Origin of the sequence: Massilia cavernae (assembly GCF_003590855.1) — a bacterium.
GTDB lineage: Bacteria > Pseudomonadota > Gammaproteobacteria > Burkholderiales > Burkholderiaceae_D > Telluria_A > Telluria_A cavernae.
Genome location: NZ_QYUP01000021.1, coordinates 1 through 24,398 on the forward strand (window position 1 = coordinate 1; position 24,398 = coordinate 24,398).

Genomic DNA, 24,398 nt, shown 5'->3' on the forward strand with positions numbered 1-24,398 from the left:
GGACCAAGAAGGACGGCCCGCGCGCCGCGTCGCTCGAGCAATGTGACCTGGGCAAGGGCCCGGGCGTGCTCAAGGGCGCCTACGTCGAGCTGCCGCGTTACTTCAAGGACGTCAAGAAGGTCATGGACCTGGAGCAGCGGCTGGTGCATTGCCGTGTCAACCTGCAGGGCCTGACGCCGGAACAGGCGGTCACCCGCCCGTTCGGCTCGGCCGGCAATCCGTCCGATATCGAAGCGCTTGTCTCCTACATCACCGCCCAGTCGAAGGACATGAAGATGGCCGTCTCGACCCGTCATCCGCAGGAAAAGGCGGCGTATGAAATCGGCAAGAAGGTGTTCTTCTACCGTGGCGGCGCGCACGACTTCGCCTGCGCCACCTGCCACTCGACCAACGGCCAGCGCATCCGCCTGCAGGAACTGCCGAACATCCTGAACAAGGAAAACGCCCAGGCCGCCTACACCACGTGGCCGGCTTACCGCGTGTCGCAGGGCGAAGTGCGCACCATGCAGCACCGCATCAACGACTGCTTCCGCCAGCAACGCTTCCCTGAGCCGGTGTACGGATCGGACCTGATCACCGCGGTGACGATGTTCCTGGCCAAGAACGCCAACGGCGGCACCTATAACGCACCCGCATTGAAGCGCTGAGGAGAACACCATGAAAAAAATCGCAGGCATGATGGCCGCAGCGGCCGTGCTCGGAGGCTTCGTGTTCCCGGCGCTGGCGGCAGACTACGACAAGCAGGCCCAGGCCCTGATGAAGGCCGACTTCCGCTCCAAGGGAATGGCGACGGTCGAAGGCGCCCTGACCCAGGACGAGGCGCAGCGCACCTGCAGCGCCTATCCGATGGAGCGCCCGAAGAAGATCGCGGCGAAACTCGAGGCCGACCAGCTCAAGCAGGTCAAATACCCTGCCGACGGCCAGTACCTCGGCCGCTGGCAGGAAGGCGAGAAAATCGCCCAGAACGGCCGCGGCATGCAGTCCTCCGACAAGCCTGGCGTTCCGAACGGCGGCAACTGCTACGCCTGCCACCAGATGACCAAGGCCGAGATCTCGTTCGGCAACATCGGCCCTTCGCTGTACCAGTACGGCAAGCTGCGCGGGCAGAGCGAAGAGATCATGAAGTACACCTGGGCCAAGGTGTACAACCCGCAGGCGTTTACCGCATGCTCGAACATGCCGCGCTTCGGCCACAAGGGCATCCTGGATGAACAGCAGCTCAAGGACGTCGTCGCCTTGCTGCTCGACCCGGCATCCCCCGTCAATAACGACTAGCAAGGACACACATGAGTATGAACCGTCGCGATTTCATGCAGGTGCTGGGCATTGCCGCTGCCGGAGGCATGGCGATCAACTCGAAGGCGGCGCTGGCCGGCCAGTCGGCCGACACGCTGTATTCGCTGCCGCGCTTCGGCAATGTGCACTTCCTGCACTTCACCGACTGCCACGCGCAGCTGCGCCCGGTGTACTTCCGCGAGCCGAGCGTCAACCTCGGACTTGGCGACGCTTACGGCCGCATGCCGCACCTGGTGGGCGAACACCTGCTGCGCGCGATCGGCGCGCGGCCCAATACCCGCGAGGCCTACGCCTTTACCTCGCTGAACTTTGAAAAGGCCGCACAGACCTACGGCAAGGTGGGCGGCTTCGCGCACCTGTCGACCCTGGTCAAGCGCATGCGCGCGTCGCGCCCCGGCGCGCTGCTGCTCGACGGCGGCGACACCTGGCAAGGCTCGGCGACTGCGCTGTGGACCAACGGCCAGGACATGGTCGACGCCTGCCTGGCGCTGGGCGTGGACGTCATGACGGCGCACTGGGAAATGACCCTGGGCGACAAGCGGGTGCAGGAAATCGTCGACAAGGACTTCAAGGGCAAGGTCGATTTCGTCGCCCAGAACATCAAGACCAACGATTTCGGCGACCAGGTGTTCAGCCCGTTCAGCATGAAGGAAATGAACGGCGTGCAGGTCGCCATCATCGGCCAGGCCTTCCCGTACACGCCGATCGCCAACCCGCGCCACATGGTGCCGGACTGGAGCTTTGGCATCCAGGAAGAAAACATGCAGAAGACGGTCGACGAGGCGCGCGCCAAGGGCGCCAAGGTCGTCGTCGTGCTGTCGCACAACGGCATGGACGTGGACCTGAAGATGGCTTCGCGCGTGCGCGGCATCGACGCCATCATGGGCGGCCACACCCACGACGGCATGCCGGCGCCGGTCGTCGTCAGCAATGCCGGCGGCAAGACGCTGGTCACGAATGCAGGCAGCAACAGCAAGTTCCTCGGCGTGCTCGACTTCGACGTACGCGGCGGCAAGGTGCAGGGCTACCAGTACCGCCTGCTTCCGGTGTTCTCCAACCTGCTGCCGGCCGACAAGGACATGGATGCGCTGATCACCCGCATCCGCGCGCCGTACGAAGCGAAACTCGGCGAGAAGCTGGCCATGACCGAAGGCACGCTCTACCGCCGCGGCAATTTCAACGGCACCTTCGACCAGCTGATCGTCGACGCGCTGATGGATGTCAAGCAGGCCGAAATCGCGTTCTCGCCTGGCTTCCGCTGGGGTACGTCGCTGCTGCCGAACAGCGCGATCACGATGGAACACCTGATGGACCAGACCGCGACGACGTATTCGCACACCACGGTGTCGAACCTGACCGGCGAGATGATCAAGACCATCATGGAAGACGTGGCCGACAACCTGTTCAACCCGGACCCGTACTACCAGCAGGGAGGGGACATGGTGCGCGTCGGCGGCATGACCTACGCGATCGACCCGAAGGCGAAGATGGGATCGCGCATCCAGGACATGCGCCTGGGTGGCAAGCCGATCGACGCGGCCAAGGTCTACAAGGTGGCCGGGTGGGCGCCGGTAGCCGAAGGCGCGCAGGGCGAGCCGGTGTGGGACGTGGTCGGCGGCTGGCTGCGCTCGAACAAGACGGTCAAGGCGCGCAAGCTCAATGCGCCGCGCCTGATCGGCGTGAAGGGCAACCCGGGCCTGGCCGCCTGACATGGGCCAGCCGTCCAACGCCATTCGCCGGGCAGTGCTGGCAGCGGCGCTGTCGCTGCCTGCCGCGGCAGCGCTGGCTGCGCCAGCGCCGCAACTGCCCGCGTTCCGCACGCTGGACGGCGCCGCCGTGGCTGCCGCCAGCCTGCACGGCAAGGTCACCGTGGTTGCCTACTTCTCGGCGACCTGCCCGTTCTGCATGAACGAAGCGCCCAAGCTGCAGAAGCTGTACCGCGATAACCGCGCCGTGCTCAACGTGGTTGCGGTCAGCGTCGACCGCAATGACGCGCAAGCCGGGGCGCGCAGCTGGACGCATAAGTACCACCTGTCCCACCCGGTTACGACCGACTATGCCCGCTTCGAGGCTGTCCTCGGCAAGCCGAAAGGCATTCCTTCGCTGTACGTCTTCGACCGCGCCGGCAAACTGGTCAGGTCCGAGGTGGGCGAAATGCTGGACGAGGACTTCGACGACATCGCGCGCTACGCGCAGGGCCAGCGGTGACCGGGGGCGCGCGCGCATTGCTCGGTATGCTGCTCGCGGCATCAGCCGTGGCAGCCGCCGCAGCGCCCGCCGTACCCTTTGCCACTGACCTGCGCAGCTACGCCACAGAGTCGGCGCGCAGTGCGGCCCCGCTGGTGCTGTTCTTCACGCTGCCCGATTGCGCCTACTGCCATACCGTGCGCCACAGCTATCTGGCGCCGCTGGTGCGGGGCGAGGGCGGGCGGCGCTACGTCGTGCGTGAAATCGTCATCGACAGCCAGCGCAAGGTGGCCGGGCTGGATGGCAAGGCGGCCACCCACCGCGCACTGGCGCAGCGCTTCGGCGTGCGCTTCGGACCGACCGTGCTGTTCGTCGACGGCGTCGGCAAGGCGCTTGCGCCGCCGCTGGTCGGCGGCGACACTGCGGGCATGTATGGCGCCTACCTCGACGCGCGGCTCGCCGAGGCCAGTGGGCGGCTCGCCAACGCAGTCAAATAACAAGGACAACAAAATGAAATTCGCCCTCACCGCCATGCTGGCCGCCTGCTGCGCGCTCCAGCCAACCATCGCCGCTGCCGCCGACGCTGCCGACGCCGGCTACGCGATCCGGCTAATGACGCCGGAAACCGCGCTCAAGGCTGCGCTGGCAGGGCAGGCCGCCTGCCGCAAGGCCGGCTTCCAGGCGACCATCGCCGTGGTCGACCGTACCGGCCAGGTCCAGGTCGTGCTGCGCGACCGCTTTGCCGGCATGCATACCGTCGAGGCCGCGATCGACAAGGCATGGACCGCGGTCAGCTTCAAGATGGACACCACGGCGCTGGCCAAGGCCACTGCCGCCGCGAGCGCATCTAGCGGCATCCGCCACATTCCGCGCGCGCTGGCAGTCGGCGGCGGCATGCTGGTCGAAGCGGCCGGTGCGCCGTATGGTGCGGTCGGCGTCTCCGGCGCGCCGTCGGGCGACAACGACGACCTCTGTGCGCGCGCCGCGATCGACGCCGTCATCGACGATCTCAACCTGTAAACTTCCTTCCTGCGTGTCCCTGCCGCGCCACGTCGGTGGCCGGCATTCAGGGCCGCCATCCTTGGTTAGTTGGCCCAGCGATCTCTTGAACGCCGCGCGCCTGAGACATGCATCGCGCGGTCCCTGATGTCTCCACGATGCAGGTCGGGTTTCTGTGTGGAACTATTGCCACAGTCGAAAAATAGTCCACATGAGCCATGGCGAGAATATGCCTGAGGAGCGATAATTGATATTTCCCGTCGGCAACCTTCTCGGAGTAATTTCGCAGTGAAACTTAAAACCAAATTGTCCCTTACCGCGGCATTGTGTTTCGGCCTGTTCCTGCTCGCGCTATCGGCGGCGCTGGTAGCGACGTTCAGCGCCAGGGACAAGTTCGAACACTTCATCGACCAGGACCAGGCCGAGCTCCAGACTGCCACCACGATGTACGCCCAGGGTCTCCAGATGGGCCAGGCGCTGCGTAACGTTGTGATGGACCCGGCCAACAAGACCGCCTACAAGAACCTGGACGATGCTGCTGCCGAATTCGGCCGCCAGCAAGTGCGCGCGACCGAGCTGCTCGCCGACAGCCCGGCCGAACTGGCCGTGTTCAAGGAAATTATCGAGATCCGCGCCCGCCAGCAGCCTATCCAGGCCCAGATCGTCGCGCTGGCCGCAAGCGACCAGGCCGCCGCAATCGCCATGATCGCCAGGGACGAAACGCCTGTTTGGCGCCAGATGCGCGAACGCCTGACGAAATTCGCCAAGGCGAAGACGGAAGCGGTGGCGGTAACGCGCTCCGAGATGGCATCGTTTACCAAGAAGATGGTCACGATCAGCCTGACCCTTGCGGTGCTGGCCGTGGTTTCCGGTATCGCGCTGATGGGATGGCTGATCTCCAACGTGATGAAGCAGCTGGGTGGCGAGCCTGACTACGCGGCGCGCATCGCCCAGGGCATTGCCGAAGGCGACTTCTCGGTGCCGGTTGAACTGCATCGCAATGACGCGGACAGCCTGCTGTTCTCGATGGATGTCATGCGCCAGCGCCTGAGCAAGACCCTGATCGACGTCCAGCAGGCAGCGCAGAGCGTGAATGTCGGCGCACGTGAAATCTCGGTGGGCAACGCCGACCTGTCGGCGCGTACCGAAGCCCAGGCCGCCAGCCTCGAAGAAACGGCCAGCTCGATGGAAGAGATGACGAGTACTGTCCACCAGAATGCCGACAACGCACGCCAGGCCAAGCAGTTCGGCAAGAGCGCATCCGACATCGCGATCCAGGGCGGCGCTGTGGTTGGCCGCGTGGTCGAGACGATGGCGTCGATCAAGGATGGTTCGCGCAAGATCGTCGAGATCATCAGCGTGATCGACGGTATCGCGTTCCAGACCAATATCCTGGCCCTGAATGCGGCCGTTGAAGCTGCCCGCGCCGGCGAGCAGGGCCGTGGCTTTGCGGTGGTGGCGAGCGAGGTGCGCACCCTGGCCCAACGCTCGGCCGCAGCGGCCAAGGAAATCAAGGAGCTGATCGGCGACTCGGTCAACCGCGTCGACGCCGGCAGCCTGCTGGTGGACGAAGCCGGCGCCACGATGCAACAGGTCGTCACCTCGGTGCAGGCCGTCACCAGCATCCTCGATGAGATCGCCGCCGCAAGCCAGGAGCAAAGCTCGGGCATCGACCAGATCAACCTTGCGATCACCCAGATGGACGAAGTGACGCAGCAGAACGCTGCGCTGGTCGAGGAAGCCGCCGCCGCCGCCCAGAGCATGCAGGAACAGGCCGAACGCCTGGCCGCTGCAGTCGACCAGTTCAAGCTGGTATCAGCCAGCGCCGTGCCTGTGGCCGCGAAGGGACGCGTCGGCAAGCCTGCCTCCCGCCTGGCGTTGGCGGGCTGACTGGCCACAACGGCTCAATCTCTGTTGTCGCGGGTGAGCGCGGGCCTGGTATTGCGGATCTTGGCCAGCTTTTCCGCCAGCGAGGCATCGGACACGGCGCCGAGGTGGGCGTCGACAAGCTGGCCGCCGGCATCGAAGAACAGCGTGGTGGGCATGCCGGACGAACCGACCGCCCGCGCCGTGGCCGATTGGGGATCGAGCAAAACGTTATCCAGTTTTAATTCCCGGGCGCGCAGGAATCCCGCCACCGCTTCGGCTGATTCACCCTGGTTGGCGAACACGAAAGCGATCCCCATGTCGCGCTGCTGCGCGGCGGCCAGGACCGGCATTTCGCGGATGCATGGCGGGCACCACGTCGCCCACAGGTTGATCACGGCAGGGCGTCCCCGGGCGAGCCCGGGCAGGGCAACTGCGGCGCCGTCAAGCGTCGTGAGCGTCACTGCGGGGATGGACTTATCGGACTGCACTTGCATCGACGCGGGGCCGCCCGACATGAACCACGCCAGGGCGCCGGCCAGCACGCCGGCGGCGAGCGGATTGCGCAGGTTTTCGTGCCGCATTGCGCGCCAGGCGCCGTAGGCGAGCGCCGAGCCGATTACCGCCCAGGCGTGGAAGCCGCCGTCGCGAATGTCGAGGATCGTCAGCGGCGCATTGCGGTATTGTTCGAACCAGGCCACGACAAAGGCCACCCGGCCCGTCACCAGGCCGACCAGCACCATGTCGGTCAACAGGGGCGCGATGCTGACTTTGCTGCGCAAGCCTGCGACCTGGCCGGCGCCGGCGGCGGTCAGCAGGCTAAGGAGCATCAGCAGGTGGCTGGCCTGTATGCTGAGCGGTCCGAGATTGAAAGTGTCCATGGTGTCGGGTTGGCAGGGAAGGACTGCATGATGGACCATGCAGCTTAAAGTGCGCTTAGCGCCGGCATCATTCTAGCTGGCCGTCATCGCCGTGGCGCCGGGCGCAGCTCGTGCACGAAACGCGGAGCTTGCTTTGAATGCGCGCAGCCTCTATCCTCCCGGTTCGGCCGCGGGCCGGTTTCGGATCGATGACTGGGGCGAAGCAATGCAAAGATTGGGACGGGTTGGTGTAGCGGCTGCGATACTGTCGGCGAGTGTGCTCGCGTGCGGCTGTTCGACTGTCAGGACCCTCGCCAACACGCAGCCTGGGGCCGGTGCCGAGGCTCGCAGGATGATGTCCGCCTGGGTCGATTCGGAAGGCGATATCGCGGTTGCGACCACATGGTCACGCAAGGTCAAACCTGGGGTGACGATCGCGGAAATCGAGGAGGCGTTTGCCAGCGTCGCCGCCGAAGACAATATCCGCGCCGTCGGCAACATGCCCATTTCCACCGAACTTGAACTGCGGTCCGGAAAGCGCGAGAAGTTCCTCAAGGTGTACTCGTACTGCGATCCTGGCGCTGCGCGCAAGATGGTCGACTTTAGCCCTAACATGGCCGCCTTTCTTCCGTGCCGCATCTCCGTCGTCGAGCAAGACGACGGATTGTGGATTTACACGATGAATATGGACATGCTGATCAAGATGGGCAGGAAACTGCCGCCGGACGTCAGCGCTACCGTGCACCGGATACGGGCAACCCTGCTGAAAATGCTTGACCGCGGAGCCGCCGGCGAATTTTAGACAGCGCCATCGTCTCCCAAGCCGGTTAAGCGGCCGGCTTCAGGCGCGCAATCAGTCCCATTTGGTGGCCCCGGTTACGATGCAACAGGGCGGCAAGACGCACATGCCCGGTCAGCACCATTGCGGCGGTGATGAGGAATTTCAGGGCGGCCTGTCGAATACCGCGCGGATCGCAGTCGTACGCGTCCCAGGTCTGGAAGGCCGTGATCTCGAAACCCTCGCTCATGAGCAAATCTTTCAGTTCCCAGGGCGTGTACTCGTAGACGTGGCACATGACGTGCCGCGGGCCGAAGGTCTCCGAATACGGTTTGGAATCATACGTCGGGGCGTGGGCGAACTGGCGCATGATTTTCGCCCACGAAGCGGCGTTCGGCGTGGCGATGAACAGGTGGCCGCCAGGCACCAGCACGCGCTTGATTTCCTTGATGAAGGCGCGCGGGCTGGACGCGACGTGCTCGATCACTTCCATCGTGGTGATGAGCTCGAAGGTCGCGTCGGCGTAGGGGAATTTGCCCTCGAAGTCGAATGCATCGAGCGCCCAATTGCTCTGCTCGCCGGTCGGCGATGTGAAGCTCGCGCTATCCCTTGCTTTCTCTGGTCCATTGAGTTCAACCGGGGCCACATTGCCGCGCAGTTGGCAGCCGAGGTGGGCCATCAGGGCGCCGATACTGACATCGTGTCCGAGATCCAGCGTGCGCCTGCCCGTCAGCGGGAGGTTCGCGTGCAGAAAATTGATGCAGCTGATGATCCGTTTCCGGTTCCACTGGAGATGGGGCGATTTATCCGCATGGTCGAGTAATACCCCGAGCTCCTTCTCATCAACTTTCATCGTCTTATCCCCTTAGGTTTTCCGCTTGTTTGTAATGACGCGCCGACTTTTTAGTCTGCTACGATGATTCAATTTCGTCAAGAAAAATTCCCAAACGTACTAAGCGGTGGGTGTGGTACGCAAGCCTCATCCGGCAGGCGGCGGGTGGGTGGAATATCGCCGTTTAGTTCGGCACGCGCGTCGGCGAAGGAGTGGATGTTGTAGCAACAGGCTTCTTCTCACTAATCGTCCGGCCTATGCGTTGCGCTGGAATTTCGATGAGCCGGTGGAACGCAAGCGACGCCACCAGCGTGAACGCCAACAAGATCAGGAAGCCTGGGATACCGCTCGCCGGTTCGACTGCCTTGAATGCCGCGCGTACTAACGGGTGGATCAGATAGAGGCTGTACGATATTTCGCCAAGCAGGATGAAATGAACGATGCCTCGTCCCCACATGCCGTGCCGGTCGATCACCGTCTGAATAGCGAGCGCCACGATTACGATAAGAAGGGCAAGCATGCCGCTATTCGTTAATCCGTTGCCTGGGCTGTACTGGAAAGCGCAAGTGCCGGCTACTGTGGCCACGCCGACCAGCGAGCATGTCCAGTGTAGCTGGGACAAGCGGCCGAAGTATCCGCGCCGGTAGCACCACGCCAGCGCCATCCCCACAAGGAACTCGAGAATAATTGGATTGCCAAGCAGGCTAAATATCTGCACAGGGAACCAGGCATGCCCCGGAAGCAGTCCGGCCAGATCGGCGTTGAGGGTGTATGCGCCCGTCAGCGCCTGGATGACGATGACCATTGCCACGATGATGGCGGCGGATATGGCCCCTCGATATCGACCGCCAAGGATGTAGAGCGATGTGGCGAAAGCGCCGTAGAACACCAGCTCGAAAGTCAAGGTCCACGCCACGATGAGAAAGTTGTGCCCGTACTCAGGCGGAAAGCCATTCTGCAGGGGTATGAACAGGACGCTGAGGAGTAGATCGTAAAGGTAGGGCGGCTTGATCGTGGCCAGGATTGCCATCGCCACCCACGCGGGAATAATGACGCGGAAGAAGCGGCGGATCAGGAAGCTTCTCGCCGAGCGAGAGCGCAGGCTTTCCGTCGACGAATAGATCACGAAACCGGAGATGTAGAAGAAGATGTCGACGCCGATTTCGCCATGTCCGAGCAGTTGCGTGACAAGCGGCCAGTCCTCCGCCAGGAGATACTGAAAGTGATAAAGCACGACGAATAGCGCTGCGAGTCCGCGCAACACATGAATGGCCTCCAACTTACGGCCAGGTTGAGCGTCCATCGCGTCCCCAATGTTATTTCTGGTAAGTTTACATACCTTTCTTGTAAATTGCTTATTGTAAATTTTAATCGATAACAAACTATCACGGAAGCTATAATTTCGGAATAAGGCGAAATTAACGAAGTCAGGCCTTGGGGGGAAGTGGTTACGCGGCGTGCGTGGCGGGACGGGGAAGGCTGGACGATAACTTGCCGAGTGTGCGCGAATCGAGCGATTCGCCAGCAGCCTGCTATTGGAATTTTGCGGAACAGATTTGCTTTTGCGGAAGAAATCGCCCAGCCTGAAAATGGCGCGAACAGTGGGATTTCTTCAATGGTGCCCGGAGCCGGGATCGAACCGGCACGCCCTTGCGAGCACGAGATTTTAAGTCTCGGGTGTCTACCAGTTTCACCATCCGGGCAGCGGGCAAGATTCTAGCACATCCGACAATTTTCAATGGGGCATTTTCGGCGCTTTAGCCTTGCCGCAAGATGGTGTACGATGCGTGGCGGCGCGCGTGCGGGTTCGCGCGCCTGAACCACGAAGGATAAGCATTGAAGATTACGATCAACGAGGAACTGCGTTCCTTTGTCGACCCGCTCGCACCCATCGAATACGCCGCCCTGGAGCGCAGCCTGCTGGCTGAAGGCTGCCGCGACGCGCTGGTGCTGTGGAACGACACCCTCATCGACGGCCATAACCGCTACGAGATCTGCCAGCGCCACGGCATCGAATTCAAGACAGTCCAGAACACCACCTTCGCCTCGCTCGAAGACGTCATGCTGTGGATGATCGATAACCACCTGGCGCGCCGCAGTGTGTCCGACTACCAGCGCGGCGTGCTCGCCCTGCGCAAGAAGAACATCGTATCGACCCGCATGATGCAGCGCGCCGTTGAACCGCAGGCCGAAGCGGGCGACGACGCCCCCAAGGCGCCCGAGCCGCCGCCATGGAACACGCGCGAGGACATCGCCAAGGCGGCCCGCGTGTCGAGCAACACCATCAGCCAGATCGAACGGATCCAGAAGGCCGCGACGCCGGAACTGGTCGAAGCGGTCCGCACCGGCACCATCTCCATCAACGCCGCCGCCAATGTGGCGCAGTTGCCCGAAGCGGTGCAGATCGCCGCCGTCGCCGGTGGCCGCAAGGAGCTGCAGCAGGCGGCGCGCCAGGTGCGCGAACAGAAGATGGCCAGCCGCCCGCGCAAGGAGCCGAAGGAAGACAGTGCCGACGATGCAGGCGAGCCGGCCGGCACCGAGGAGCAGCTGCGCGCCCAGGTCGCCGTGCTGCGCGCGCGCGTCGACGAATTGAGTGCCGAGAACCGCGCGCTGCGCGAGCAGCTGGGCTCGCAAGGCTAGCAACCAGCAGGGCCAGGCCAACACCAGAACCAGAAAAACCGGAGACCATCGATGTCTATCAGCCGCTTCCTCGTAACAGCCTTGTTCGCGTGCGCCGCCGGCGCCGCCTTGCCAGTCCACGCAGCGCCATATGATGCATCGATGGCCCAACGCGCGTACAGCGCGGCCGAGACGGCGCGGCTGGCCAGGCTGGCGCAGCGAGTCACCATCATGCGCGACAAGTGGGGCATCCCTCACGTGTTCGGCAAGACCGACGCCGACGCGGTGTTCGGCCTGATGTACGCCCAGGCCGAGGACGACTTCAACCGGGTCGAGCTCAATTACATCAACGCGATGGGCCGCCTGGCCGAAGTCGAAGGCGAAGCGGAAATCTGGCGCGACCTGCGCATGAAGATGTACATCACGCCGGCCGACATGAAGGCGAAGTACGCGGCCAGCCCGGCGTGGCTGAAGAAGCTGATGGTGGGTTTTGCCGATGGCCTGAACTGGTACCTGCATACCCACCCCGAGGTGAAGCCGAAGCTGATCACCCGTTTCGAGCCGTGGATGGCGCTGTCCTTCAGCGAGGGCAGCATCGGCGGCGACATCGAGGAAATCGACCTGAAGGAACTGGAGGCGTTCTACGGCAAGCGCCCGAAGCTGGCGCAGCTGGCGGGGAAGGGCTTCGACGAGGAGCCGAAGGGCTCCAACGGCTTTGCGATCGCGCCGAAGCTGAGCGCGTCCGGCAAGGCCCTGCTGCTGATTAACCCGCATACCTCGTTCTATTTCCGGCCGGAAGTGCACATGGTCAGCGAAGAAGGTCTCAACGCCTACGGCGCCGTCACCTGGGGCCAGTTCTTCATCTACCAGGGCTTCAATGACAGGGCAGGGTGGATGCACACCTCCGGCGGCGGCGACGTGATCGACGAGTACCTCGAAACGGTCGTTGAAAAGGACGGCAAGTACTTCTACAAGTACAACGGCATGGACATGCCGGTGAAGGAGGTCGCCGTCACGCTGCCTTACAAGACCGCGACGGGCATGGACAGCAAGACCGTCACCGCCTGGTTCACCCACCACGGTCCCGTGGTGCGCGAGAAGGACGGCAAGTGGGTGTCGGTGAAGATGATGGAAGAGCCGCTCAAGGCGCTGACCCAGTCGTACTCGCGCACCAAGGCCCGCAGCTACAAGGACTTCTACAAGACGATGGAGCTGCGCACCAACTCGTCGAACAATACTGTTTACGCGGACGCCGACGGCAACATCGCCTACTTCCACGGTAATTTCGTGCCCAGGCGCGACCCGCGTTTCAACTGGACCAAGCCAGTCGACGGCAGCACGCGCGCCACCGAGTGGAAGGGGCTGCACGCGATCAATGAGACCATCACGCTGTTCAACCCGTCCAACGGCTGGATCCAGAACACCAACAACTGGCCGTTCCGCTCCGCCGGCGACGCCAGCCCGCGCGAAAAGGACTACCCCAAGTACATGTGGGCGCTGCCCGAGAACGCGCGCGGCCTGCATGCGCTGCGGGTGCTGGACAAGAAGAAGGACTTCACCCTCGACAGCCTGATCTCGGCGGCCTACGACAACTACCTCACCGGCTTCGAACCGCTGCTCCCGCAACTCGTGAAGGCTTACGACGAACTGGATGCGGCAAATCCGCTGAAGGCGCAGCTGGCCGCGCAAGTCGAGGTGCTGCGCCGCTGGGACCTGCGCTACTCGGTCGATTCGGTGCCGACCTCGCTGGCGATCTACTGGGCGCAGGACCTTGTCAAACAAAATGGACCGGCGGCGCGCGCGCAAGGGACGCCGGTACTTGACTACATCACGGCCAACGGCACGCCGCAGGAACGGCTGGAAGCGCTGGCGCGCGCGTCGGCGAAGCTGGAGGCGGACTTCGGCAGCTGGCAGACGCCATGGGGCGAGATCAACCGCTTCCAGCGCATCAGCGGCGACGTCAGCCAGCAGTATGACGATTCGAAGCCCAGCTATCCGGTGGCCTTTCCGTCGGCGGTGTGGGGCTCGCTGGCGTCGTTCGGCATGGTGGCGCCGCAGAAGACAAAGCGGATATACGGCGACCGGGGCAACAGCTTCGTTGCGGCGGTTGAATTCGGCCAGCGCATCAGAGCCAAGAGCATCCTGGCGGGCGGGCAGAGCGCCGATCCAAAGTCGAAGCACTTCAGCGACCAGGCCGAGATGTACAGCAAGGGTGAGTTCAAGGATGTGCTGTTCTATAAAGAGGACATCGAGAAGAACCTGGAGCGCAAGTACCACCCGGGACAGTGAAACGTCGCTGCCCAAACGTCGTCTTTAGCCCCATCCAGCTTGGTATAATCCCGCCCTTCACCTCGGGCAAGCGCAAGGCAAAACGCAGTGGCAAAACTCTATTTCAGGTATTCGGCGATGAACGCCGGTAAATCGACGGCGCTGCTGCAAGTGGCACACAACTACGAAGAGCAGGGCCAGAAGGTCAAGCTCTATACCGCGCTCATCGACATCCGCTACGGCGTTGGTCAAGTCACCTCGCGCCTCGGCCCGCAGCGCCACGTCGACACCTTCGGCCCCGAAACCGATTTCCTGGCGGAGAAGCCGCAAGTCGCCTGCGTGCTGGTCGACGAGGCCCAGTTCCTCAGCACGGTGCAAGTCCAGCAGCTGCACCAGCTGGCCCAGGTCAAGGGTGTGCCCGTCATCTGCTACGGCCTGCGCAGCGACTTCCGCGGCGATCCGTTCCCTGGATCGGCCTACCTGCTCGCACTTGCCGACGACATCGAGGAAATCAAGAACATCTGCACCTGCGGCAAGAAGGCGACCATGAACGTCCGCGTCGACGACGACGGCCAGCGTATCCGCGAGGGCGAGCAGGTCGCCATCGGCGGCAATGAACGCTACCGCCAGGCCTGCGGCCGCTGTTTCTACTCCAGCTGATCCCCGGGGCGCGGCGGATGACCTTGTCCGGCACATGCCGCGCCATCGCGCCTGAATTCCTGTGCGGGCACGGCGACCTGCTGCTCTACCTGCTGCCCTCGGCCGCGCTGGCCCTGGTGATCCGCATCCTGGCGCGCAGCCATCCCTTCTTTTTCCTGTTCACGGTGCTCGGCACCATCTGCCATGAACTGGCCCACTTCGCCGTCGGCCTGGTGACGGGCGCCCGGCCTGCATCGTTCACCGTGATCCCGCGCCGCGTCGGCGCCCACTGGGAGCTCGGCTCGGTCATGCTGACCCGCGTGCGCTGGTACAACGCGGCCCCGGCCGCGCTGGCGCCGATGCTGGTGATCCTGCTGCCGTTCGCGGTGGCGGCCTGGCGAACCACGCCAGGGTGGTCATTCCAGCCGGTCGACCTCGCCATCGCGTTCGCACTGGCGCCGCAATTCCTGTCGTTCTGGCCATCTTCCGGCGACTGGCGCATCGCCGCGCGTTCATGGCCTTACCTCATCATCATTGCCGCCCTGGCATACCTGCTCACATTAAAGTAGATCAATCGCCACTTGATTCCCTGCAACCTTGCGAGGTTGAACAGATGGGACTGTTTCGATTTGTAAGAATCGGATTGTGCGCAAGCGTTAAGCCCTAAGCTAGGGTGCTAAATAGTCGCTTTCCTGCCTCTGCGATTCGCACATCCTGTTAGAATTGACCAAGGCAAATTTAGATTGGCTCGGCGAACTTGCAATCTGCCGATCCGTCCGCAAGTACTACTGGATTCACGCTCGGAGACACAACGAATGAAGAAGCAATTGTTGATGGTCGCGATGGCCTTCGCCATGTCGACCCAGGCGGCAACCACCCAGCCGGAGCGCGTTGCCGCTACCCAACTCAAGCCAGTTGCGGCGCAAACCCAGGCCGCGCTGTGGGCTTCGCGCGTCATGGGCCGCTACCATTACAAGGCGACGCCCCTCGACGACGCCATGTCCGAGAAGATCTTCGACAAGTACTTTGAATCGCTGGACGGTGAAAAACTGTTCTTCGTGCAAGCCGACCTCGACAAGTTCGCCCCCGTGCGCGACAAGCTCGACGATGCGATCAACAATGAAAACCTGACCATCCCCTTCGCGATCTACGGCGTCTACCAGCAACGCTTCGCCGAACGCATCGGCTATGCGCGCGAACTGCTGAAGGCCAAGATGGACTTCACTGTCGACGAAACCATGCAGCTCGACCGCGAAAAGGCCGCCTGGCCGAAGAGCGAGGAAGAGATGCGCGACCTGTGGCGCAAGCGCGTCAAGAACGACTGGCTGCGCCTGAAGCTGGCCGGCAAGGACGAAAAGGCGATCCGCGAGACCCTGGACAAGCGCTACGACAACTACCAGGTCCGCGTGCGCAAGCTGAACAACGAGGACGTGTTCCAGATGTTCATGAACGCCTACGCAACCTCGATCGAGCCGCACACCAATTACCTCGGCCCGCGCTCGGCAGAAAACTTCGATATCGCGATGCGCCTGTCGCTGGAAGGCATCGGCGCAGTGTTGCAGACGCGTGACGAATACACCATCATCCGCGAGATCGTGCCGGGCAGCCCGGCTGCGCTGTCGGGCAAGCTGAAGGTCGGCGACCGCATCGTCGGCGTGGCCCAGGGCACCACCGCCGCCTACACAGATGTGCTCGGCTGGCGCATCGACGACGTGGTCCAGCTGGTGCGTGGCGCCAAGGGCTCGTCCGTGCGCCTCGACGTACTGCCGGCCGACGCCGGCCCTGACGGCAAGCACGTCGCCGTCACGCTGGTGCGCAAGAAGATCAGCATGGAAGAGCAGGCAGCGAAGAAAACCATCATTGAAGTCAAGGAAGCCGGCATCAAGCGCCGCGTGGGTGTGATCTCGCTGCCGACTTTCTACCAGGACTTCGAGGCCAGGCGCCGCGGCGACAAGGACTTCAAGAGCGCCACCCGCGACGTGGCCCGCATCCTTGACGAACTCAAGAAAGACAAGGTCGACAATGTCCTGATCGACCTGCGCAACAACGGCGGCGGCTCGCTGATCGAGGCGGTCGAACTGACCGGCCTGTTCATCGACAAGGGCCCGGTCGTCATGCAGCGCACCGCCGAAGGCACTGTTTCGGTCGAGAGCGACACCAATCCCGGCCTCGCATGGTCCGGTCCGGTTGGCGTGCTGATCAACCGCGGTTCGGCGTCGGCATCGGAAATCTTTGCCGCCGCGATCCAGGATTACGGCCGCGGCCTCGTTATCGGCGAGCCGAGCTTCGGCAAGGGCACGGTCCAGACGCTGGTCGACCTCGACCGCTTCGAACCGGGCAACAAGTCGCGCTACGGCGAACTGAAGATGACGGTGGCACAGTTCTTCCGCATCAACGGCGGCACCACCCAGCTGCGCGGCGTGACGCCCGACATCAAGCTGCCGGTCACTGCCGACATCGAGAACTTTGGCGAGTCCAGCTTCGACAACGCGCTGCCGTGGGTTGCCATCAAGCCTGCGTCGTTCGTGCCGCTGGGCGACCTGAAGGAACTGGTTGCACCGCTGCAGAAGCGCCACGAGGCACGCATCGCCAAGGACAAGGACTTCAAGTACCTGCAGGAAGACCTGGCCGAAGTACGCAAGCTGCGCAAGGAAAACGCGGTATCGCTGAACGAAACCGCGCGCCGCAAGGAGCGCGACGCCCAGGAAGCACGCTCGAAGGCGCGCGAAGCACGGCTGGCGGCAGTGGTTTCGCCCACGGTCGAGGAACCGGTTCCTTCGCCGGCCGGCAAGGAAACGCGCAGCAAGGTGCCGGCCCCAACCAAGCCTGCGAAGGCGGTTGCGGTAGCGATGGCGCCGGTGAAAGCGGTTGCGGTCAAGGGTTCGCCACGCCAGGATGACGGCCTGCAGGCCGACGAACGCAACCTGGTGGCGGAACTGGAAGCCGAAAAGGCCGCCAAGGACGCCAAGGACGTGATGCTGCATGAAGCCGCCAACGTGCTGGCCGATGCGGTCGGCATGCTCAAGACCGACACCCGCATGGCATCGCGCGCCATGCCTTACATGCCTGCCACCAAGGCAAGCGCACCGTAAGTTTTTTATCCGCACATGGATGGCCGCATAGCGATATGCGGCCATTTTTTTTACCAGTAGGTGCTTTCCTACAAGTAAAGAAGATTCTTTTGAACCCCTGCGCACGATTGAATTGTAAGGAATGTTGTCATTTTATGCATGCACTACGATGACATCTAGTTGTAATTTTTATATCGGCGTTATATAAACAACAAGGCGGGTATCAAGCTCACTCGTTCGCTCGTCGCCGCGGCCCTGTTCGCCTGCACAGCATCGGCTTCAGCCGGTCCGGTGCCAGCAACTAACTCCAGCCTGCTCGGCGGCTGGACCCTGAATGCCGGTTCGGTCAGCGTGGTCGGCTCCCTCGACAGTATCGATGCAATCGTCGCAAACGGCAACCTCGAGGCATTTACCCAGGCTTGGAACATGCACACCAAGCTCGGCAATGGCGCCGCGCTGGGCGCTTCGGCCGTCCTGTTCTCGCCAAATAGCAATGGCGCCACCGCAAGCGTGCTTGCCCCGGCCGGGGGGGGCTCGGGCACGGGTGGCGCAAAGCGGTGGTGGCGGCAGCACCGGCGGCAGCGATGGCAGTGGCGGTAGTGTGGGTGGTACTGGCGGTGGTTCCGGCGCCGGCGGCGCAGGTGACGGTCCGAGCGACGGCACCGGCGGCCCCGCCATCATCGACCCTGGCATTCCCGGCGGCAGTTTGCCAGCACAGGTATCGGTCGAACCCGCAGCAAACGCCGTTCCTGAACCAGGCTCGGTCGCGCTACTGTTGGCCGGCCTGGTTGGCGCCGGTTTCGTTACCCGCCGCCGTCCACGCTGATCCTCTTGGAATTCCTTTTTTTAAACGCCGCCGGGTATTGTCTCGGCGGCTTTTTTTTCATGTACAATTCTTGTGAACGGTCGTGCTATTTCTTGCGACAACCACAAGGAGACTATGAATGGACCTGAACTACACCGGCGAGGATCTGGCGTTTCGTGACCAGGCGCGCGCCTTCCTCGACGCCAACCTGCCGCCCGACCTGCAGCACAAGGTGCGCATGCACCTGCGCCTGGCCAAGGACGATTACGTCCGCTGGCACAAGATCCTCGCGAAGCAGGGCTGGGTCGCGCCCGGCTGGCCGGTCGAGCATGGCGGCCCGGGCTGGACGGCGGTGCAGCGCCATATCTGGGACGAGGAATGCGCCCGCGCGGGCACGCCTCCGATCCTGCCGTTCGGCGTCAACATGGTCGCGCCGGTCATCATGGCCTTCGGCAGCGACGCGCAGAAAGCACACTACCTGCCGCGCATCCTCTCCTGCGAGGACTGGTGGTGCCAGGGCTATTCCGAGCCGGGCGCCGGCTCCGACCTGGCCTCGCTGAAAACCACCGCCGTGCGCGACGGCGAGCATTACGTCGTCAACGGCCAGAAAACCTGGACCACGCTGGCCCAGCACGCCGACATGATCTTCTGCCTGGTGCGCACCGACAGCACGGTGCGCAAGCAGGAAGGGATTTCCTTCCTGCTGATCGACATGCATTCGCCCGGCGTGACGGTACGCCCGATCATCATGCTCGACGAAGACCACGAAGTGAATGAAGTCTTCTTCGACAGCGTGCGGGTGCCGGTGCAGAACCTGATCGGCCAGGAAAACAAGGGCTGGACCTACGCCAAGTACCTGCTCGGCCACGAGCGCACCGGCATCGCCGCGGTGGGCCGCTCCAAGCGCGACCTGGCCTTGCTGAAGAAGCTGGCCCGCGACCAGCAGAAGAACGGCAAACTGCTGATCGACGACTCGCTGTTCGCCGCCAAGGTGGCCGCGCTCGAGATCGAACTGATGGCGCTGGAGATGACGGTGCTGCGCGTGCTGGCCCAGGCCAGCAAGGCGCCCGGCCCGGAAGCCTCGGTGCTCAAGGTGCGCGGAACCGATATCCAGCAAACGCTGTCGGAGCTGATGGTGGAAGCGGTCGGCCCGATGGCGCTGCCGTTCGACCCGGCCTACCTCGAAGGCGAGGCCGAACACAGCGTGCACGGCGACGACGATGCGGCGCCGCTGGCTGCGCACTATTTCAACTTCCGCAAGACCTCCATCTATGGCGGCTCGAACGAAATTCAACGCAATATCATCACCCAGATGATCCTGGGACTGTAAGGGGAGCTACGATGGACTTCAACTTCAAGGAAGAACAGCAGCAGTTCGCGGAGGCCCTCAAGCGCTGGATCGCGAAGGACTACAGTTTTGAGGCGCGCAGGAAGATCGTCCATTCCGACAGCGGCGTGTCCGATGCTGCATGGGCCACCCTGGCCAAGCTGGGCATGACGGCGCTGCCGGTACCGGAGGAGCAGGGCGGCTTCAGCGGCAATGCGGTCGACATGTTCGTCGTGATGAAGGAGCTTGGCCGGGGCCTGGTGGTCGAGCCTTACTTCGCCACCGTTCTCGGCGCCGAATTCCTCAAGCTGGGCGGTGGCCATGAAGCGCTGCTGGAACAGGTGGCCGGCGGCGAACTGAAACTGGCCTGCGCGCTGGGTGAAAAGCAGTCGCGCCACGACCTGTCCGACATCGCCACCACTGCTGCAGCCGATGGCGACGGTTCTGTCATCGACGGCCGCAAGAGCGTCGTCATCCATGGCGCGCAGGCGGCAAGCCTGGTGGTCTCGGCGCGCAGCGGCGGCGCGCAGCGTGGCGCCGAAGGTGTATCGCTGTTCGTCGTCCCGGCCGATACGCCGGGCGTTATCATCACCGGCTACCGCACCCTCGACGGCCTGCGCGCCGCCGATATCGCTTTCGACAAAGTGCGCGTGCCGGCGTCGGCATTGATCGGCGCGGAGGGCGCTGGCTGGGATATTCTCGACGCCGCCGCCGACTATGGCGCCGGCCTGCTGTGCGCGGAAGCGCTGGGCGCGATGGAAGCCATCTTCGACGCCACGCTCGAATACCTCAAGACCCGCAACCAGTTCGGCGCCCCGATCGGCAAGTTCCAGGCGCTGCAGCACCGCATGGCCGACATGTACATTCACCTCGAGCAGGCGCGCTCGATGGCGCTGCTGGCAGCGGTCAAACTGGGTTCCGGCGATGCGCAGGAACGCCGCCGCGTGGTCTCGGCCGCCAAGTACCGCGTCGGCCAGGCCGCCAAATTCGTTGGCCAGCAGGCGGTGCAACTGCATGGCGGCATGGGCGTTACCGACGAACTGCCGGCCGCCCACCACTTCAAGCGCCTTGCGATGATCGAGCTGTCGCTGGGCGACTCCGACCACCACCTGGCCCGTTTCATTGCGCAGCCTTCGTTCGCTTCAGGGGAGTTCGCATGAGCGGCAAGCGCATGTGTTTCGAGGACTTCTTCCCCGGCCAGCAGCTGGAGCTTGGCTCGCGCACCCTGAGCGAGCAGGAAATCATCGCGTTCGCGAAGGACTTCGACCCGCAGCCCTTCCACGTCGACCACGAGGCGGCCAAGGATTCTATCTTCGGCGGCGTGGTCGCCAGCGGCTGGCACACCTGCAGCACCATCATGCGGATCGTCGTCGACAGCGTGATTGGCAATTCGACGAGCCTGGGGTCGCCGGGCGTCGACAAGATACGCTGGATGCTCCCGGTGCGCCCGGGCGACACGTTATCGGTGCGCTATGTCACGACGCAGGTGAAGGCATCGGCCTCGCGTCCGGACCGTGGCGTGGTGTGGTCAACCTGGGAAGCACGCAACCAGAATGGGGAGCTTGTGTGCACGATCGAGGGCATGGGCATGTACGGGCGCCGGCCGGTGGACGCTGGCGATTCGTAAGCGACTGCTAAGGGACTCCGCGTGCATGCGTCAACGTGGCGCGAATGCGCGGATGTGGGCTTCGCCCTTATCCGCCCTACAAAAGCCCATTGCAATTGCATCGTTACGCGTACTTGGCCAGCTCCAGTTTCGCCACCGCACTCCGGTGCACTTCATCCGGCCCATCGGCCAGCCTCAAAGTACGGTTCCCCGCCCACTGCGCTGCTAGCGGGAAGTCGTCCGACACCCCGGCCGCGCCATGCGCCTGGATCGCCCAGTCCAATACCTGCTGTGCCACGTTCGGGGCCACCACCTTGATCATCGCAATCTCAGCCTGCGCCTTCTTGTTCCCCACGGTGTCCATCATGGACGCCGCCTTCAGCGTCAGCAAGCGCGCCATGTCGATCTGGATGCGCGACTCGGCGATCCGCTCGCGCCACACCCCTTGCTCCGAAATCTTGCGGCCGAAAGCGACCCGGCTGTCCAGCCGCCGGCACATCAGCTCCAGCGCACGCTCAGCCACGCCGATCGCGCGCATGCAGTGGTGGATGCGCCCGGGCCCCAGCCGGCCCTGGGCGATCTCGAAGCCGCGTCCTTCACCCAGCAGCATGTTCGCCGCCGGCACCCGCACGTTTTCGAACAGGATCTCGCAGTGCCCATGCGGCGCGTCGTCGTAGCCGAACACGGGAAGCGGGCGCTTGATCGTGATGCCCGGCGTGTCCGCTGCCACCAGGATCATCGACTGCTGCGCATGGCGCGCCGCCGTCGGATCGGTCTTACCCATCACGATGAAGATCTTGCAGCGCGGGTCGCCCGCGCCTGAAATCCACCACTTGTGGCCGTTGATGACGTAGTGGTCGCCATCGCGCTCGATGCGGGTCTCGATGTTGGTCGCATCCGATGAGGCCACGCCGGGCTCGGTCATCGCGAATGCCGAGCGGATTTCGCCGCGCAGCAGCGGCTCGAGCCATTCGCGCTTCTGGTCTTCGCTGGCGTAGCGCTCCAGCGTCTCCATGTTGCCGGTGTCCGGCGCGGAGCTGTTGAATACCTCCGGCGCCCAGCCGACCCGGCCCATGATCTCGCACAGCGGCGCGTAGTCGAGGTTGGACAGGCCCTCCGGCGCGCGCGGCGACTTCGGCAGGAACAGGTTCCACAAGCCCTGTTCGCGCGCCAGCGGCTTCAGTTGCTCGATCAGTTCGGTCGGGATCCATCGGTTGCCTTTTTCGGCGCCGTTGCGGTCGATCTCCTCCTTCCAGGCCTTCTCGTTGGGGTAGATATGCTCGTCCATGAAGGCGAGCAGGCGCGCCTGCAGTTCCTTGCAGCGTTCGGAGTAGTCGAAGTCCATGTTTATCCTTGAATGGTGGTTGCTGCCTGGTCCTGTGCGCCGCCTGCCAGTTGGGCGTAGCGCCAGCCCATTTCCGCCATCGGCCGCGCTGCCTTGCCGTTTTCCAGCGCCTGCGCGCTTGACGCGGTGCCGTCCACGTAGCGCTTCATGATGCCCTGCATGATGCCGGCCAGCCGGAACATGTTGTAGGCGAGGTAGAAATTGAAGTCTTCCTTGCGGATGTTCTTGCCGGTGCGCGCGCAGTAGCGGGCGATGTACTCTTCCTGGCTGGGTATGCCGAGCGCCTGCAGGTCCAGTCCGGCGATGCCGCGGAATTTGCCGGGCGGGATATTCCAGCTCATGCAGTGATAGGAGAAGTCGGCCGCCGGGTGCCCCAGCGTCGACAGTTCCCAGTCCAGCACGGCGAGGATGCGCGGCTCGGTCGGGTGGAAGATCAGGTTATCGAGGCGGAAGTCGCCGTGCACGATGGCGGTGTCGTCACCGGGCGGGATATTCTTCGGCAGCCACTCGATCAGCTTGTCCATCTCGGGGATCGTTTCTGTGGCGGAGGCCAGGTACTGCCTGGTCCAGCGCTCGATCTGGCGCGCGAAGTAGTCGCCCGGCTTGCCGTAGCCGGCCAGCCCGATGGCGGCATAGTCGATGCTGTGCAGCTGGGCGATGACCCGGTTCATCTCGTCGTAGATGGCGCCGCGTTCGGCCGGCGCCATGCCTGGCAGCGACTGGTCCCACAGCACCCGGCCTTCGACGAACTCCATGATGAAGAAGGCGCGGCCGATCACCGACTCGTCCAGGCACAGCGCGTACTGGCGGGCGGCCGGGAAGCCGGCCTTGTGCAGCGCGTCCATCACGCGGTATTCGCGGTCGATGGCGTGGGCCGATGGCAGCAGCTTGGCGGCCGGGCCGGGCTTGGTGCGCAGCACGTACTGCTGGCTGCCGTAACTTAGCTTGAAGGTCGGGTTCGACTGGCCGCCCTTGAACTGCTCCACCGCCAGCGGTCCGCCGGTGTAGCCTTCGACATGTCCGCGCATGTAGGCGTCGAGCGCATCCACGTCGAACTTCTGCCGCTCGGAGACCGGTTTGGTACCCATCATCTCGTCGAACATCGCGTCTCCTGTCTAAGTTGTCGACCTATTCTAGCTCATGAATAGAACGGTCGTACTTTTTGTCGGCAAAAAAATCAGCGAAACTTTTTATACTGTTCGAATAGCTGCTCCATGGTGGTGCTGCGCGCTTGCGCCTGCAGCGGGGAGGGCGGGGCGTAATTGACGAAGCGGACCACCCAGTCCGACTCCTCGTCGCCGACGTCGAGGGCGTTGATGCATCCCGCCTGCTGCGACAAGCCGCCGAGGAACATGCGCTGCCCGGTCAGGGCCAGCGACAAGATCGCGCAGTTGACGCCGCCGTGCAGGACCAGCAGCACTGTGTCCCAGCCTGCGTCGTCGCGCAGGCGCTGGATGGCCGGATGGATCCGGTCCATCAGTTCGCCCACCGATTCGCCGCCGAGGAAGCGCTGGTCCTCGCTGACCATGCCTTCGAACACGCCGGTGAAGGCGCTTTTGAGCTGCGCCTCGGGAATCGCGGACAGCCGCCCGCCGCGGATTTCTTCCAGTTCCGGCCACACCTCGGGCTCGATGTCCTGGCCGGTTTCCATCAGCACGCGGCTGGCCGTCTCCACCGTGCGCGCCAGTCCGGACACGATCACGCGGTCGAAGCGGATCTGCTGGGCGGCGAAGGCCTGCCCGGCGGCGCTGGCCTGTTCGCGTCCCAGTTCATTGAGCGATACGGTTTCCGGAAGCACCGGCTTGCCTGAGGCGTCGAAGTAGGTGACGCTGCCGTGGCGCATCAGGAAAATGCGGCGGCGCTGCGATGCGGGGTGGGGCATGAAGGGGCCTTGGATGGA

The 24,398-nt window shown here is 63.7% G+C and carries 24 protein-coding genes and 1 tRNA gene; 18 read left to right on the forward strand and 7 right to left on the reverse strand.

Annotation, left to right across the window (positions count from 1 at the left end; all coding sequences use genetic code 11):
* From soxA to D3872_RS26920, 7 genes are all read left to right on the forward strand, one after another.
* Positions 1-647 (forward strand): sulfur oxidation c-type cytochrome SoxA (gene soxA, locus D3872_RS02520; protein ID WP_119809327.1); only part of this gene is annotated, 647 nt, incomplete at its 5' end.
* A 28-nt stretch (positions 648-675) separates the two neighbouring features.
* Positions 676-1,275 carry a sulfur oxidation c-type cytochrome SoxX gene (soxX, locus tag D3872_RS02525; protein WP_370660940.1) on the forward strand — a complete coding sequence of 200 codons (600 nt, stop codon included), beginning with the start codon at positions 676-678 and terminating at the stop codon, positions 1,273-1,275.
* Between the two features lie 17 nt (positions 1,276-1,292).
* Positions 1,293-3,005: a thiosulfohydrolase SoxB gene (soxB, locus tag D3872_RS02530; protein ID WP_119809329.1), complete on the forward strand. Its 1,713-nt coding sequence runs from the start codon at positions 1,293-1,295 to the stop codon at positions 3,003-3,005.
* Between the two features lies 1 nt (position 3,006).
* Positions 3,007-3,504, forward strand: coding sequence for a TlpA family protein disulfide reductase (locus D3872_RS02535; protein ID WP_119809330.1), 498 nt, complete (start codon positions 3,007-3,009; stop codon positions 3,502-3,504).
* 47 nt (positions 3,505-3,551) lie between these two features.
* On the forward strand, positions 3,552-3,980 hold the full coding sequence (locus D3872_RS02540) for a thioredoxin family protein (RefSeq protein ID WP_182915654.1): 429 nt from the start codon (positions 3,552-3,554) through the stop codon (positions 3,978-3,980).
* 13 nt (positions 3,981-3,993) lie between these two features.
* Entirely contained in the window at positions 3,994-4,503 is a 510-nt protein-coding gene (locus D3872_RS02545) for a GlcG/HbpS family heme-binding protein (protein ID WP_229459124.1), read from the forward strand.
* Between the two features lie 267 nt (positions 4,504-4,770).
* A complete protein-coding gene (locus D3872_RS26920) occupies positions 4,771-6,372 on the forward strand; it encodes a methyl-accepting chemotaxis protein (protein WP_274381678.1) in 1,602 nt (533 codons plus the stop codon).
* A gap of 14 nt (positions 6,373-6,386) precedes the next feature.
* Here D3872_RS26920 and D3872_RS02555 read toward each other — a convergent pair whose 3' ends face one another.
* Positions 6,387-7,229 carry a TlpA family protein disulfide reductase gene (locus D3872_RS02555; protein WP_119809332.1) on the reverse strand — a complete coding sequence of 281 codons (843 nt, stop codon included), beginning with the start codon at positions 7,227-7,229 and terminating at the stop codon, positions 6,387-6,389.
* A gap of 133 nt (positions 7,230-7,362) precedes the next feature.
* On the opposite strand from D3872_RS02555, the gene D3872_RS02560 reads away from it, so the two are divergent.
* Positions 7,363-8,010, forward strand: a complete 648-nt coding sequence (locus tag D3872_RS02560; RefSeq protein WP_229459125.1) for a DUF302 domain-containing protein — start codon at positions 7,363-7,365, stop codon at positions 8,008-8,010.
* A gap of 25 nt (positions 8,011-8,035) precedes the next feature.
* On the opposite strand, the gene D3872_RS02565 is transcribed toward D3872_RS02560, so the two are convergent.
* The 3 genes from D3872_RS02565 to D3872_RS02575 form a co-directional block, all read right to left on the reverse strand.
* Positions 8,036-8,839 (reverse strand): class I SAM-dependent methyltransferase, encoded by an 804-nt coding sequence (locus tag D3872_RS02565; protein WP_119809334.1) that lies wholly within the window; start codon positions 8,837-8,839, stop codon positions 8,036-8,038.
* Positions 8,840-9,002: 163 nt separating this feature from the next.
* Positions 9,003-10,121: an acyltransferase family protein gene (locus D3872_RS02570; protein WP_119809335.1), complete on the reverse strand. Its 1,119-nt coding sequence runs from the start codon at positions 10,119-10,121 to the stop codon at positions 9,003-9,005.
* A 313-nt stretch (positions 10,122-10,434) separates the two neighbouring features.
* Positions 10,435-10,521 (reverse strand) — tRNA-Leu (locus tag D3872_RS02575).
* A 133-nt stretch (positions 10,522-10,654) separates the two neighbouring features.
* On the opposite strand from D3872_RS02575, the gene D3872_RS02580 reads away from it, so the two are divergent.
* The 10 genes from D3872_RS02580 (at position 10,655) to D3872_RS02625 (ending at position 21,174) form a co-directional block, all read left to right on the forward strand.
* Entirely contained in the window at positions 10,655-11,458 is an 804-nt protein-coding gene (locus D3872_RS02580; protein WP_119809336.1) for a hypothetical protein, read from the forward strand.
* Between the two features lie 51 nt (positions 11,459-11,509).
* Positions 11,510-13,726: a penicillin acylase family protein gene (locus D3872_RS02585; protein WP_119809337.1), complete on the forward strand. Its 2,217-nt coding sequence runs from the start codon at positions 11,510-11,512 to the stop codon at positions 13,724-13,726.
* An 87-nt stretch (positions 13,727-13,813) separates the two neighbouring features.
* Positions 13,814-14,365 carry a thymidine kinase gene (locus D3872_RS02590; protein WP_119809338.1) on the forward strand — a complete coding sequence of 184 codons (552 nt, stop codon included), beginning with the start codon at positions 13,814-13,816 and terminating at the stop codon, positions 14,363-14,365.
* Between the two features lie 17 nt (positions 14,366-14,382).
* Positions 14,383-14,913, forward strand: coding sequence for a hypothetical protein (locus tag D3872_RS02595; protein WP_119809339.1), 531 nt, complete (start codon positions 14,383-14,385; stop codon positions 14,911-14,913).
* Positions 14,914-15,159: 246 nt separating this feature from the next.
* Positions 15,160-17,436, forward strand: coding sequence for a carboxy terminal-processing peptidase (locus D3872_RS02600; protein ID WP_119809340.1), 2,277 nt, complete (start codon positions 15,160-15,162; stop codon positions 17,434-17,436).
* A gap of 270 nt (positions 17,437-17,706) precedes the next feature.
* Positions 17,707-18,015 carry a hypothetical protein gene (locus D3872_RS25170; protein ID WP_147373768.1) on the forward strand — a complete coding sequence of 103 codons (309 nt, stop codon included), beginning with the start codon at positions 17,707-17,709 and terminating at the stop codon, positions 18,013-18,015.
* Position 18,016: 1 nt separating this feature from the next.
* Entirely contained in the window at positions 18,017-18,241 is a 225-nt protein-coding gene (locus D3872_RS02610; RefSeq protein ID WP_119809362.1) for a PEP-CTERM sorting domain-containing protein, read from the forward strand.
* Positions 18,242-18,359: 118 nt separating this feature from the next.
* A complete protein-coding gene (locus tag D3872_RS02615) occupies positions 18,360-19,550 on the forward strand; it encodes an acyl-CoA dehydrogenase family protein (protein WP_119809342.1) in 1,191 nt (396 codons plus the stop codon).
* 11 nt (positions 19,551-19,561) lie between these two features.
* Positions 19,562-20,707, forward strand: coding sequence for an acyl-CoA dehydrogenase family protein (locus tag D3872_RS02620; protein ID WP_119809343.1), 1,146 nt, complete (start codon positions 19,562-19,564; stop codon positions 20,705-20,707).
* Positions 20,704-21,174 carry a MaoC family dehydratase gene (locus D3872_RS02625; protein ID WP_119809344.1) on the forward strand — a complete coding sequence of 157 codons (471 nt, stop codon included), beginning with the start codon at positions 20,704-20,706 and terminating at the stop codon, positions 21,172-21,174. The genes D3872_RS02620 and D3872_RS02625 overlap by 4 nt, the downstream gene beginning before the upstream one ends.
* A 103-nt stretch (positions 21,175-21,277) precedes the next feature.
* Here D3872_RS02625 and D3872_RS02630 read toward each other — a convergent pair whose 3' ends face one another.
* From D3872_RS02630 to D3872_RS02640, 3 genes are all read right to left on the reverse strand, one after another.
* Entirely contained in the window at positions 21,278-22,498 is a 1,221-nt protein-coding gene (locus tag D3872_RS02630; RefSeq protein WP_119809345.1) for an acyl-CoA dehydrogenase family protein, read from the reverse strand.
* A gap of 2 nt (positions 22,499-22,500) precedes the next feature.
* Positions 22,501-23,601 carry a phosphotransferase gene (locus tag D3872_RS02635; protein WP_119809346.1) on the reverse strand — a complete coding sequence of 367 codons (1,101 nt, stop codon included), beginning with the start codon at positions 23,599-23,601 and terminating at the stop codon, positions 22,501-22,503.
* A 74-nt stretch (positions 23,602-23,675) separates the two neighbouring features.
* Positions 23,676-24,380, reverse strand: a complete 705-nt coding sequence (locus D3872_RS02640; protein WP_119809347.1) for a histidine phosphatase family protein — start codon at positions 24,378-24,380, stop codon at positions 23,676-23,678.
* Between the last annotated feature and the right edge of the window lie 18 nt (positions 24,381-24,398).

Excerpts from the sequence above, each read along its gene's own strand:
- D3872_RS02625 (WP_119809344.1), top strand. The coding sequence starts at position 20,704 with ATGAGCGGCAAGCGCATGTGTTTCGAGGACTTCTTCCCCGGCCAGCAG.
- D3872_RS02600 (WP_119809340.1), top strand. The coding sequence starts at position 15,160 with ATGAAGAAGCAATTGTTGATGGTCGCGATGGCCTTCGCCATGTCGACC.
- D3872_RS02595 (WP_119809339.1), top strand. The coding sequence starts at position 14,383 with ATGACCTTGTCCGGCACATGCCGCGCCATCGCGCCTGAATTCCTGTGC.
- D3872_RS02535 (WP_119809330.1), top strand. The coding sequence starts at position 3,007 with ATGGGCCAGCCGTCCAACGCCATTCGCCGGGCAGTGCTGGCAGCGGCG.
- D3872_RS02585 (WP_119809337.1), top strand. The coding sequence starts at position 11,510 with ATGTCTATCAGCCGCTTCCTCGTAACAGCCTTGTTCGCGTGCGCCGCC.
- D3872_RS02545 (WP_229459124.1), top strand. The coding sequence starts at position 3,994 with ATGAAATTCGCCCTCACCGCCATGCTGGCCGCCTGCTGCGCGCTCCAG.
- soxX (WP_370660940.1), top strand. The coding sequence starts at position 676 with ATGATGGCCGCAGCGGCCGTGCTCGGAGGCTTCGTGTTCCCGGCGCTG.
- D3872_RS02555 (WP_119809332.1), bottom strand. The coding sequence starts at position 7,229 with ATGGACACTTTCAATCTCGGACCGCTCAGCATACAGGCCAGCCACCTG.
- soxB (WP_119809329.1), top strand. The coding sequence starts at position 1,293 with ATGAACCGTCGCGATTTCATGCAGGTGCTGGGCATTGCCGCTGCCGGA.
- D3872_RS02615 (WP_119809342.1), top strand. The coding sequence starts at position 18,360 with ATGGACCTGAACTACACCGGCGAGGATCTGGCGTTTCGTGACCAGGCG.
- D3872_RS02635 (WP_119809346.1), bottom strand. The coding sequence starts at position 23,601 with ATGTTCGACGAGATGATGGGTACCAAACCGGTCTCCGAGCGGCAGAAG.
- D3872_RS02630 (WP_119809345.1), bottom strand. The coding sequence starts at position 22,498 with ATGGACTTCGACTACTCCGAACGCTGCAAGGAACTGCAGGCGCGCCTG.
- D3872_RS02565 (WP_119809334.1), bottom strand. The coding sequence starts at position 8,839 with ATGAAAGTTGATGAGAAGGAGCTCGGGGTATTACTCGACCATGCGGAT.
- D3872_RS02640 (WP_119809347.1), bottom strand. The coding sequence starts at position 24,380 with ATGCCCCACCCCGCATCGCAGCGCCGCCGCATTTTCCTGATGCGCCAC.
- D3872_RS02570 (WP_119809335.1), bottom strand. The coding sequence starts at position 10,121 with ATGGACGCTCAACCTGGCCGTAAGTTGGAGGCCATTCATGTGTTGCGC.
- D3872_RS02620 (WP_119809343.1), top strand. The coding sequence starts at position 19,562 with ATGGACTTCAACTTCAAGGAAGAACAGCAGCAGTTCGCGGAGGCCCTC.